Source organism: Herbinix luporum, from assembly GCF_900070325.1.
Classification (GTDB): Bacteria; Bacillota; Clostridia; order Lachnospirales; family Lachnospiraceae; genus Mobilitalea; species Mobilitalea luporum.
The window spans coordinates 671,775-683,863 of the sequence record NZ_LN879430.1 but is presented as its reverse complement, the minus strand read 5'-3'; the positions used below and the strand labels follow the sequence as shown (position 1 = coordinate 683,863).

The window sequence follows — 12,089 nt, the reverse complement described above, 5'->3', positions numbered from 1 at the left end:
TATTTATCACGGAATAATTGTATCAAATGTTACTAAATCATACAAGATATCTACTTATTAGATATTTTAATCTTATTTATTAGGATTCACTTTGTTCCTCTTTAATATTCTCCTCAATTACTTTTTGTTGTACATCGGATGGAGCTTGCTCATACCTAGCAAACTCATATGAAAATTCCCCAAAACCACCGGTCATAGAACGTAAATCCGTAGAATATCCATGTAGTTCAGCTAAAGGTATGTCTGCCAAAATTTCCTGTTTACCGTCAACAGGATTCATACCTAATACACGACCCCTTCTCTTATTTAAATCACCCATAACATCACCGGTGAATTTGTCCGGCACAAGAACCTTTAAAGATACAATAGGCTCTAAAAGAACAGGGGAAGCTTCCATAAATCCCTGCTTAAAGGCTAATATTGTTGCCAGCTTAAAGGCCATTTCTGAAGAGTCTACAGGATGGTAAGATCCGTCTACTAAGGTTGCTTTAATGCCTACTACCGGATAGCCTGCCAAAGGTCCCTTAAGAACACTCTCCTGCAAGCCTTTTTCAACAGCAGGGAAATAGTTCTTAGGTACAGCACCGCCAAATATTTTTTCTTCAAAGATATATTCTTTTTCTAAATCTCCTGAAGGTTCAAATTCCATCAAAACGTCACCGTATTGACCATGTCCGCCGGATTGCTTTTTATGTTTACCGCGAACACTGACCTTCTTACGTATAGTCTCTCTATAAGGTACTCTAGGCTTCAAAACTTCAACATCAACCTTATATTTAGATAAAAGTTTGCTTACTGCTACATCTAGATGTTGATCACCAATTCCATAAAGAAGGGTCTGCCTATTTTCCTTATCATTTACTACTTTTAAGGTAAGATCTTCATCTGTAAGTTTTGCCAAAGCTTGGGATACTTTATCATCATCTCCCTTATTCTTGGTCCTATAACGGATATAAGTATAAGGTTCTGATACCTCAATAGGATCATACTCAATAGGATCTGCCTTAGTAGCCAGGGAGTCTCCTGTGGCTGTTTCTGACAGTTTAGCCAGGGCACCTATGTCACCGGCATGGATTTCATTTACTTCTATTTGTTCTTTTCCACGTAAGATATATAGTTTATTAACCTTTTCTTCAATATCTTTATTCACATTGTATAAGGGAGTATTAGTCTTAAGAACACCTGAGCAGACTTTAAATAAGGAAAATTTACCGATAAAGGGATCGACAATAGTCTTAAATACCCTTGCTGAAAATGGTTTTGAAGAATCATAATTACCTTCAAAGCTTTCACCGGTCTTTACATTTTTGCCTGATATCGTAAGCTTTGTAGGGTCGGGGAAATACTTAACAATTGCCTGTAAAAGCATGGTTGTGCCTTGGGCATTAAGGCCTGAACCCATTAGTACAGGGACAACAGAGCCATCTATAACATTAGCTCGAAGCGCCTGAGAAATCTCTTGCTGGGTAAATTCTTCACCACTAAAATACTTATCCAGCAATTCTTCACTGGTTTCCGCAACAGATTCCAGCAGGGTTTCTCTAAACTTCGAAAGATTTTCCATAGTATAATCAGGAATCTCACATTCCTCATAATTACTTCCTGTTGTAAATCTTCTACCTGCCATCTTTACAACATTGACAAATCCAACGAATTTTTCATTTTCTCTAATAGGTACATGGAAAGGGGCAATCTTCTTGCCATACAATTCACTTAAATTCTCTACTACTTCTCTAAAACTAGCATTGTCTACATCCATATCAGTAACAAAGAACATTCTAGGCAGATTGTACTTTTCACAGAACTCCCATGCCTTTATTGTTCCTACTTCTACACCGGACTTAGCTGACACAACAATAACAGCGGCATCAGCAACTGCTAATGCTTCCTCTACCTCTCCTATAAAATCAAAATATCCCGGTGTGTCTAAAAAGTTGATTTTTGTATCTTCATATTCAATAGGTACTACTGTAGTGCTTATGGAGAATAGTCTTTTCTGTTCTTCTTTGTCGTAGTCACTGATTGTATTCCCCTCTTCAACCTTGCCTTGACGTTTAAGAATTCCAGTTGAGTAAGCCATGGCTTCGACTAAAGTAGTCTTGCCACAGCTTCCGTGGCCTAGCAAAACAACATTACGTATCTTTTCTGAACCATAAACATTCATACCATATTCCTCCATTACATTATTTAGTAAGTAGTAGAGTAATAACAAGTCAATATGTTGTTACCCAATTATACCTCTTAGTTTATTTTACTAAATAAACCCTGTGATTACAATAGTTTTACGGAATATTTAACAATTATATTGTAAATATATAGTTTTGCACTTTAAACCGTAACGCTTTAAACAATCAGAGTATTGACAGAGAGTTTGATTAAGAGTATAATTCCCCTAAGATTAAAAAAATTATTGGATTCTATTATGTTTAAAGAATCTTAGATTGCTTAATATATAGAATATATAGTTAAAGGAGTTTTTTATATGATTATTGTAATGAAGCCAAATGCAAAACCAGAATCCATTCAAAAAATAAAAGCCATCATAGAAGAAAGGGGCTTAAATGCACATATATCAGATGGCCATGAAGTTACTATTATCGGAGTAGTCGGTGATAAGTCAAAACTGGTAGACCAAAACTTAGAAATATATGAAGATGTAGATAAAATTGTTTCCGTTACAGAAAGCTATAAGCTTGCCAATAAGAAATTCCACCCTGAACCTACCAAAGTAAAAGTTGGAAATGTGATAATAGGGGGAGACACCACAGTAATAATGTCCGGTCCTTGTGCTATAGAAAGCAGAAAGCAACTTCTTGATACTGCCCATGCTATTAAAAAGGCCGGAGCCCATATATTACGTGGGGGTGCTTATAAGCCAAGAACTTCACCCTATGCATTCCAAGGACTTGAGGAAGAAGGATTATCTTATATGAAAGAAGCCAGGGAAGAAACCGGTCTTCCTGTTATTTGCGAGGTAACAAGCCTTAATGCCATAGAGGCAGCCATAAAATATGTAGACATGCTTCAGATCGGAGCTAGAAATATGCAAAATTTCTATCTATTAAAGGAAGCAGGAAAAACCGGACTCCCTGTATTATTAAAACGGGGTCTGTCGGCTACAATTGATGAATGGCTAAATGCGGCAGAATATATAATAGCAGAAGGTAATCCCAATGTTGTCCTTTGTGAACGGGGAATTCGAACCTTTGAAACAGCAACTAGAAACACCTTAGACATTAGTGCTGTACCGGTTATAAAGTCAAAAAGCCACCTTCCTATTATAGTTGATCCTAGCCATGCCACCGGTGTCAGATCCTATGTAAAATCCATGTCAATGGCTGCTATTGCCGCAGGGGCAGACGGGCTTATGATAGAAACCCACCCCGATCCCTCAATTGCCTTAAGCGACGGTCCTCAATCCTTGTCCTTTGAGCAATTTGAAGATTTGACAAGTACTCTGAAACCACTGATCAATTTATTGGGCAAAAATTTATAGGAGGAGTAAATGAAAGATACGGATGCTGATTTTATAATAAATAAAATAGGTTTTATAGGATTTGGATTAATTGGGGGCTCCATTGCCAGGGCAATTAAAAAGAGCCGCCCCCATACCCTTTTATATGCCTATGATCATCATGCCAATCCTCCCAGTGCTGATTTTAAAGAGGCTCTATCTGACGGTGTACTTGATTATGTGACGGGAAACCTAACAGAGGGCTTTCCTGATTGCGATATTATTTTCCTTTGTGCCCCTGTACTTGCAAATGTCTCATATCTGGAGAATTTAAAACACATTGTAAAACCCTCATGTATCATAACCGATGTGGGAAGTGTAAAGGATAACATTCACCAGGCAGTAACTAAGCTTGAAATGGAGGATGTATTTATCGGGGGCCATCCCATGACCGGTTCCGAAAAAACAGGATATGTCAACTCCTATGCTTTATTGCTGGAAAATGCTTATTATATCCTTACACCTACCAGTAACACTTCGGCGGACAAATTAAAGATACTGCTAAATCTGATTGAAGAAATGGGTTCTATACCAATCATTCTAGACCCTAAAGAACATGATGAAATTACAGCGGCAATTAGCCACCTTCCCCATATTATAGCTGCCACCTTGGTAAACCTAATAAGGGAATCCGGGGATATTTCAAAAATGATGAAGCAGCTGGCCGCAGGAGGTTTTAAGGATATTACAAGAATAGCCTCTTCATCACCGCAAATGTGGCAAAACATCTGTCTTACCAATTCCAAGGTAATAAAAAATATTTTAAACAGATATATCAAAAAGCTAGAGACAGCTTATCATGCCTTGGATGAAATGGACGGAGAATATCTATATAAAATGTTTGATACGGCAGGAGAATTTAGAGACAGTATACCTAATAAATCTATCGGTCTTATAAACAGAATCTTTGAAATATATGTGGATATTATAGATGAGACCGGTGCCATAGCCTCCATTGCTGCCTTGCTTGCCGGTAATCATATCAGTATAAAAAATATCGGTATTATTCATAACAGAGAATTTGAAGAAGGTGTCCTTCGCATAGAATTTTATGATGAGGAATCTGAAGAAGCTGCAAAAGAATTACTTAAAAGACACCACTACCATATACATGAAAGGTGATTCTTTAAAATAGTTAAAGGAGCTTTGATATGATAATAAAAAAAAGAAATCCCTTAAAAGGATACATAACTGTTCCCGGTGATAAGTCCATTTCCCACCGTGGGGTTATGATTGGAGCACTGGCTAATGGAAAAACAGAGGTAAATCATTTTTTACTGGGTGAAGACTGTCTAGCAACCATCTCATGTTTTCGCCGTCTGGGCATTAATATAGACATAGATTTTCAGAATGAAAAAGTAGTTATAGAGGGCAAAGGCCTGGATGGTTTAAAAGCGCAAAATGATATACTTAATGTAGGAAATAGCGGAACTACAATACGTCTAATGTCCGGCATATTATGCGGTCAAAATTTTTCTTCCCTTATTACCGGTGACTCTTCTATTCAAAGCAGACCTATGAAGAGGATACTTACCCCCCTAAAACAAATGGGGGCAGATATAGAAAGCCTTAATCATAATGGTTGTGCTCCCTTAAGCATAAACAGCTCAAAATGTCCGTCATTAAAAGGCATACATTACAATTCCCCTGTGGCCTCTGCCCAGGTTAAATCCTGTCTTCTTTTGGCAGGCCTTTATGCAGAAGGAGACACTCTAGTTACAGAACCGGCTATATCAAGAAACCATACGGAGCTAATGCTAACAAACTTTGGTGCTGAGGTAAAATCAATAGATAATACCGTATCCGTTAAGCCAAGACCTTCACTTACCGGAAGAAAAATAGATATTCCCGGAGATATCTCCTCTGCCGCCTATTTTATTGCAGCGGCACTTATAGTACCCAACTCTGAACTGCTGATTAAAAATGTGGGCATTAATCCTACCCGAGCAGGGATACTAAAAGTATGCCAGATGATGGGAGCAGATATAAAATTAGAAAATATTAAAGAAAATGGCAACGAACTATCAGCAGATTTACTGGTTCGTCACAGTAATCTTAAGGGAGTCAACATCGGTGGCAGTATTATTCCTACCCTAATAGACGAGATTCCTATTATCGCTGTACTCTCCTGCTTTGCAAAAGGAAGGACCGTTATAAGGGATGCCCAGGAATTAAAAGTTAAAGAATCCAATAGAATTGATGTAATAGTAGATAATCTCTCCCGTATGGGGGCAGATATTGAAGCAACCGATGACGGAATGATTATTAATGGGGGAAAACCTCTTCATGGTGCCACCATCGATTCTAAGATGGATCATCGAATTGCCATGGCCTTTGCTATTGCCGGCCTAATGGCTGATGGTGATACAAATATCCTAGATTCAGAATGTGTTGCCATATCCTATCCGGGATTTTTTAAAGATTTAATAAACTTGCAAAACTGAAATAAAAAAGGGTACCTGCTACCATGAACAAGTTGTAAACAAAATTATCTTTTGTTCTTAATTTGTTCATGGTAATGGTACCTTTAATCAAATTGAGAGATATATAGTTTGTAGTAAAAGCCCTTCTTCTCCATAAGCTCCTTATGGGTTCCCTGTTCCACTATATCTCCTTTATCCACTACCAGAATATTATCGGCTCCCTGAATAGTAGACAATCTATGGGCTATGACAAAACAAGTCTTTTGCTCCATAAGTTTTCTCATGGCTTTTTGTATCTTGATTTCTGTTCTGGTATCTACATTGGAGGTTGCTTCATCAAGTATCAGCATCTTTGCATCCATAAGCATGGCCCTGGCTATAGTAAGAAGCTGCTTTTGGCCTTTGGATATGTTCATACCATCCTATCCTCATTTATAATGGTATTATATCCCTCGGGAAGCCGCTTAATATATGAATGAATACCTGCCATCTTTGCTACATTTACCACTTACCGTTAGAAGTCATAAATAAATGATTCAAATTATCATAGAGACGAAAAACAACATTATCCCTATCCTTAAGCAAATCCTGCCAGGCCAGGTAATCGATATCTGCATATATCTGAAAGTCTTTACTTCCCTGTGCTATAAATATAGGTATATTCAGATTTTTAACTATATCAGCTACATCAATCTGATTTAAACTATACCAAAAGGAATCAGGATAACCTAAGATTATCTCTCCACTACTCTCCTTTAAACCTTTGATTTTCTCCACCTGCATATTAATCTGATTCATCTGAACTTTATACATTTCTTCCGTTACAGTTTCAGTAGCTTTAAGTAGGATTTCATTTTGATCAACTATTATATCTTCAAGTCTTCTGGGACTTCCGGCAAGACTAACTATACCATCTACTTCCTCATTATCTGCGGCAATTTTAGCTGCCATCATTGCCCCAAGACTATGTCCTATTACATATATTCCATCAGTATCTACTTTGCCACAATTTTGTGCATATTTTATGGCCATGCTAGCATCATTTAAACAATCGTCCTGTATTGTAAATTCTGGCTTATCATATTGTGAAACACTCTCATGATAACGTATTACCGCAACACCATGACTTGCCAGTCCGTAAGCCAAATCCCTAAAGGGTCTATTAATTCCAATAGTTTCATCCGCATTATGATTTCCAGACCCAGGTACTAAGATAGCAACTGGGGGATTATGAATATTTTTAGGTAGTGTTAAAATACCTTCCACCGGCTGCTTATGATCTCCAAATGATATCTCAAATTCTTCGAACTTATCATTAGATATGATTTCAACTTTATATGGTTCATACTTTATCCATAATCCTTCTATCTCTTTGTCCTTATTATATGTAAAGCTTACCCGCACTCCACTATTTTGATAATTTAAAATAACATTAACTACTTTATGATTTTCTATAGTTTCTTCACTGGTATCCCCTATATCTATAAAATCCCCTAGATTAGGTAGAATTTGATCCCAGACCTTTTTTATATCTTCCTCTGTAAGCTGCTCACTTGTTGATAAGGATAAGGCATCAATTGTTTCCTTAAGTTCCCCTTTACTCATCTGTAAGGCAAGGGTTTTACTTAGTTCTATAAGCGATAATTCTTTCTTATCCTCAACTGCTGTATTAAGGCTGGATTTATCCCTACAAGCGGTCAATCCTATTAAAATACCTATAAGTAAAATTATTATAAAATTTCTTTTCAATTTTCTCCTCCTTGCAATATACAAAATATTATGTACATCGTACATGGCTAATTGTCATGTACGATGTACACTGACTGTCAATACTTTACATTATTATAACATAATTTACAATATCTGCAATAGCTTTTAACTTTTTTATCCAGTTATAGCTAATTTCCTAAATTCTCAAAAGCATTAGACAGCATCAATTTAATCCGGTTTAATTGATTTACACTGGATATACCGGGATCATAATCAATCGGAACAATATTAGCAAAAGGATAGCGTTCTTTTACAGGCTTAATCATTCCCTTTCCGGTCACATGGTTAGGCAAGCAAGCTAAAGGTTGAACGCATATTATATTATGAATACCTTGTTCTATAAATTCCATCATTTCCGCAGGAACCAGCCAGCCCTCTCCTGTTTGATTTCCCAGTGATAGAACTTTAGAGGCCATATGGGCCAGTTCTTCAATCGGTGTAGGGGGAGAGAATCTTCTGCTTTTTTCCAACTGCTTTCTTACAATTTTCCGATAGCCTTGTATATAGTTAATGGCAAGATTCCCCAAGCTCTTATTTAATTTCTTCCCGGCAAGATACTTGTATCGGAATCGTGCATTAAAAGCAGAATATAAGAGATAATCCATAAGATCAGGTACAACAGCTTCAGCCCCTTCCTCTTCAATGATATTTACAATATCATTGTTGGCGGTAGGATGGTATTTAACCAAAATTTCACCCACTACTCCCACCTTAGGTTTTTTAATATCTTTAAGTTCCAATCTATCAAATTCTTCAATAATAGATTTTATATTTGATTTGTATTTTCTATAATTACAGTCCCTAATATTCTCTTTGGCTATCTCTAACCATTTTTCAAATAAAAGGTTGGCGGAGCCTGGAAATCTTTCATAAGGTCTTGTCCTATATAAAACCCTCATAAATAAATCTCCGTATATTAAAGACATTAGGGCACGATTTAGCAAACCAAGGGAGTATTTAAAGCCCGGTTGTTTATCAAGGCCTATCGTATTGACAGATATCAATGGAATATCCGGAAAACCTGCCTCCTTAAGACCTAACTTTAATAGGGGAAGATAATTGGTTGCTCTGCAGCCTCCTCCGCTTTGAGTGATTATAACCGAGGTTTTATTAGGGTCATATAAGCCGGATTTTAGGGCCTGGACTATCTGACCTACCATAATAACGGCCGGATAGCAGACATCATTATTTACATATTTTAAGCCCTCATCCACAGCAGTTTTATCCATGGCCGGCATTATCTCCATTTTATATCCGCTCATTTTGGCTGCTTCCTTTAATAATTCAAAATGAATTGGAGCCATTTGTGGGGCTAAGATAGTATGGGTACTACGCATGGCTTTAGTAAATAAAGGTCTTTGATATGAAATCTTCTTTCTTTTTTGCCAAAGATTATTTTTCTCCCTTTCTTCCATAGCAGCCAAAAGGGAACGTATTCTGATTTTTGCAGCCCCTAGATTATTACCCTCATCAATTTTTAGCATTGTATACATCTTGCCACCACTGTCTAGTATCTCACTGATTTGATCTGATGTTACGGCATCAATACCACAGCCAAAAGAATTTAGCTGTACAAGCTCAAGGCAAGGTTCCTTTGAGGTCAAATATGCCGCCCTATAAAGCCTTGAATTATAAGTCCATTGATCAACCACCCTTAATTCAAAATCTAAATCTGCCAGATGGGCCACACTATCCTCTGTCAGTACGGCCAAGCCGTAAGAAGAAATAAGCTTTGCTATCCCATGGTTAATCTCAGGATCTACATGATAAGGCTTTCCACAAAGGATAATACCTTTCTTCTTATGTTTTCTAAGGTATTCTAAGGTTTCTTCTCCCTTTTGTCTTATATCTTTTTTATATTGTTCCCTTTCTTTACAGGCAGCAGATACCGCTACCTTAGCTTCCCTATAGGTTACTCCAAATTCAGCAAATTCCTTGGCAATCCTTTTTATCAGTACCTTTTCATTATCAAGGGATAGAAAGGGAGATATAAACTTTACCTCTTTATTTTTTATCTCATCTATATTATTTTTAACTACCTCCGGGTAAGAAATAACAATGGGACAGTTATAATGATTATTTACTTTTTCATATTCCTTCTTTTCATATACCACTGAGGGATAAAAAATCCTATCAACTCCCTGCTCAATTAAGCTTAAAATATGCCCATGACATAGTTTAGCCGGATAGCAGGTAGATTCCGAGGGAATTGTCTCTAATCCCTTTTCATAGATTTTCTTGTCCGAAGGGGGTGAAAGAACTACCCTAAAGCCTAAGTTGGTAAGTAAAGTAAACCAAAAAGGATAATTCTCATACATATTTAGCACACGGGGAATTCCAATTATGCCTCGCCTAGCCTCTGATAAAGGCAAAGGACGATAACTGAAGGTACGGCGATTTTTATAATCATAAAGATTAGGCAGCTTATTTTTATTATTATCTACTTGCCCGCTACCCCTTTCACACCTGTTACCGCTGATAAAGCTTTCTCCGTTAGAAAAAGTATTAATGGTTAATAGGCAATGATTGGGGCATTTATCACATCTTTTACCTGATGTACTTATACTAAAATCCTTAATTTCTTCCTTTGACAGTAAATCTGTGGATTTTCCTTCTTCTTCATGCTCCTTGGCATATAAGGCCGCACCATAGGCTCCCATTAAGCCTGCAATCTCCGGCCGTATTACCTGCCGGCCTAAAATCAGCTCCATAGCTCTAAGAACCCCGTCATTATAAAATGTGCCCCCTTGAACTACAATCTTTTTTCCTAAGTCATTATCATTCCTAACCTTTATTACCTTAAAGAGGGCATTTTTTATTACAGAATAGGCCAGGCCTGCTGATAAGTCAGAAATATCTGCCCCTTCTTTTTGAGCTTGTTTTACTTTAGAATTCATAAATACGGTACACTTTGTTCCTAAATCCACAGGGGCAGTGGCAAATAAACCCTTTTTTGAAAAGTCCTCTATGGGTATATTTAAAGAGGAGGCAAAACTCTCCAAGAAGGAACCACAACCTGAGGAACAGGCTTCATTTAGCAGAATACTTGATATGGCCTTGTCTTTAATCCTTAGGCATTTCATATCCTGGCCCCCAATATCCAAGATAAAATCTACCCCCGGTTGAAAGAAATTAGCCGCCTTATAATGGGCAACGGTCTCTATTACGCCAATATCCACATGAAATGCCGCCTTAATCAGTGCCTCTCCGTATCCGGTCACAGTTGATTTTGCTATACTGACACCTTCAGGAAGCCTATCATATAGCTGCTTAAGAATTGATACCAATTTGTTTATTGGATTTCCTTCGTTCTTAGAATAATGGGAAAATAGGATTTCTCCATCTTCTCCTATAAGTACTACCTTCGTGGTGGTTGAACCTGCATCTATTCCCAGATAGGCCTTTCCTTTATAATCTTCAAGATTAGTCCATTTCACCTTGGCTTTTTCATGTCTGTCTTTAAATTCTTTATACTGTCTTTCATTTTCAAATAGTGGCGTAAGGATTATACTTTGTTTATCTTTTTTATCAGTAATTTTTTCTGCCTTATTATAAAGTACTTTTAAGCTTTGACAGTTTTCCTTTTGTCCCAACAAAGCAGCACCTATGGCGGGAAAAAGTTGTGAATTTTCAGGGCAAATAAAATCATTACAGGAATCTTTTAGGCTAATGGTAAATCTTTTACGAAGTTCTGATAAAAAATACAAAGGCCCCCCTAAGAAAGCTACTCTTCCTCTTATGGGTTTACCGCAGGCCAGTCCCCCAATGGTTTGATTTACCACTGCCTGAAAGATTGAAGCCGCTATATCTTCTTTTCTTGCTCCCTCATTAATTAAAGGCTGTACATCGGTCTTAGCAAAAACTCCACACCTAGAAGCAATCGGATAGATAATTTTACTTTTCTTGGCATATTCATTAAGTCCTTTTGCATCGGTATTAAGTAGGGCAGCCATCTGATCTATAAATGCTCCCGTACCTCCGGCACAGCTGCCGTTCATTCTTTGTTCCACAGAGCCTTTAAAATATGTGATTTTGGCATCTTCTCCTCCCAGTTCTATAGCCACATCAGCCAAGGGAATATATGATCTTACAGCTCTGCTGCAGGCCACAACCTCTTGTGAAAAGGGAAGGTTAAGCCATCTTGATACAGATAAACCTCCTGAGCCTGTTATATTTACACTGCATCTTATATCTCCCAGGGCCTTATAGCAGTCTGAAATCATCTTGACTAGGGTATTAGTAATATCTGAATAATGTCTTTCATATGACTGATAAATTAACTTTTTATTGTCTAAGGCTACTATTTTTACGGTGGTTGAGCCAATATCAATTCCCAAATTAATTTTTGCCATCTTCCTACTCCTAATATAAATTCTCCTATT

The 12,089-nt window shown here is 37.3% G+C and carries 6 protein-coding genes and 1 pseudogene; 3 read left to right on the top strand and 4 right to left on the bottom strand.

Translation table 11 applies throughout. From position 1 onward, the window contains the following. Positions 1 to 79: 79 nt before the first annotated feature. On the bottom strand, positions 80 to 2,164 hold the full coding sequence (gene fusA / locus SD1D_RS03155; protein ID WP_058257576.1) for an elongation factor G: 2,085 nt from the start codon (positions 2,162 to 2,164) through the stop codon (positions 80 to 82). Between the two features lie 318 nt (positions 2,165 to 2,482). Here fusA and aroF point away from each other — a divergent pair, with 318 nt between their 5' ends. The 3 genes from aroF to aroA are packed head-to-tail and all read left to right on the top strand — an operon-like array spanning position 2,483 to position 5,958. Further along, complete coding sequence (aroF, locus tag SD1D_RS03150) at positions 2,483 to 3,496, top strand: 3-deoxy-7-phosphoheptulonate synthase (RefSeq protein WP_058257575.1); 1,014 nt, start codon at positions 2,483 to 2,485, stop codon at positions 3,494 to 3,496. Positions 3,497 to 3,505: 9 nt separating this feature from the next. Then, complete coding sequence (locus tag SD1D_RS03145; protein ID WP_058257574.1) at positions 3,506 to 4,636, top strand: prephenate dehydrogenase; 1,131 nt, start codon at positions 3,506 to 3,508, stop codon at positions 4,634 to 4,636. A gap of 29 nt (positions 4,637 to 4,665) precedes the next feature. Then, positions 4,666 to 5,958 (top strand): 3-phosphoshikimate 1-carboxyvinyltransferase, encoded by a 1,293-nt coding sequence (gene aroA, locus SD1D_RS03140; RefSeq protein WP_058257573.1) that lies wholly within the window; start codon positions 4,666 to 4,668, stop codon positions 5,956 to 5,958. Between the two features lie 83 nt (positions 5,959 to 6,041). Here aroA and SD1D_RS03135 read toward each other — a convergent pair. The 3 genes and pseudogenes from SD1D_RS03135 to SD1D_RS03125 all read right to left on the bottom strand — a co-directional run. Next, positions 6,042 to 6,445: pseudogene (locus tag SD1D_RS03135) on the bottom strand (ATP-binding cassette domain-containing protein); the annotation flags it as partial. Next, complete coding sequence (locus tag SD1D_RS03130; protein WP_242955264.1) at positions 6,439 to 7,542, bottom strand: alpha/beta hydrolase; 1,104 nt, start codon at positions 7,540 to 7,542, stop codon at positions 6,439 to 6,441. The gene SD1D_RS03130 and the pseudogene SD1D_RS03135, both read right to left, overlap by 7 nt. Before the next feature lie 293 nt (positions 7,543 to 7,835). Further along, positions 7,836 to 12,059 carry a 2-hydroxyacyl-CoA dehydratase gene (locus tag SD1D_RS03125; protein WP_058257570.1) on the bottom strand — a complete coding sequence of 1,408 codons (4,224 nt, stop codon included), beginning with the start codon at positions 12,057 to 12,059 and terminating at the stop codon, positions 7,836 to 7,838. Between the last annotated feature and the right edge of the window lie 30 nt (positions 12,060 to 12,089).

Excerpts from the sequence above, each read along its gene's own strand:
- fusA (WP_058257576.1), bottom strand. The coding sequence starts at position 2,164 with ATGAATGTTTATGGTTCAGAAAAGATACGTAATGTTGTTTTGCTAGGC.
- aroF (WP_058257575.1), top strand. The coding sequence starts at position 2,483 with ATGATTATTGTAATGAAGCCAAATGCAAAACCAGAATCCATTCAAAAA.
- SD1D_RS03145 (WP_058257574.1), top strand. The coding sequence starts at position 3,506 with ATGAAAGATACGGATGCTGATTTTATAATAAATAAAATAGGTTTTATA.
- aroA (WP_058257573.1), top strand. The coding sequence starts at position 4,666 with ATGATAATAAAAAAAAGAAATCCCTTAAAAGGATACATAACTGTTCCC.
- SD1D_RS03130 (WP_242955264.1), bottom strand. The coding sequence starts at position 7,542 with ATGAGTAAAGGGGAACTTAAGGAAACAATTGATGCCTTATCCTTATCA.
- SD1D_RS03125 (WP_058257570.1), bottom strand. The coding sequence starts at position 12,059 with ATGGCAAAAATTAATTTGGGAATTGATATTGGCTCAACCACCGTAAAA.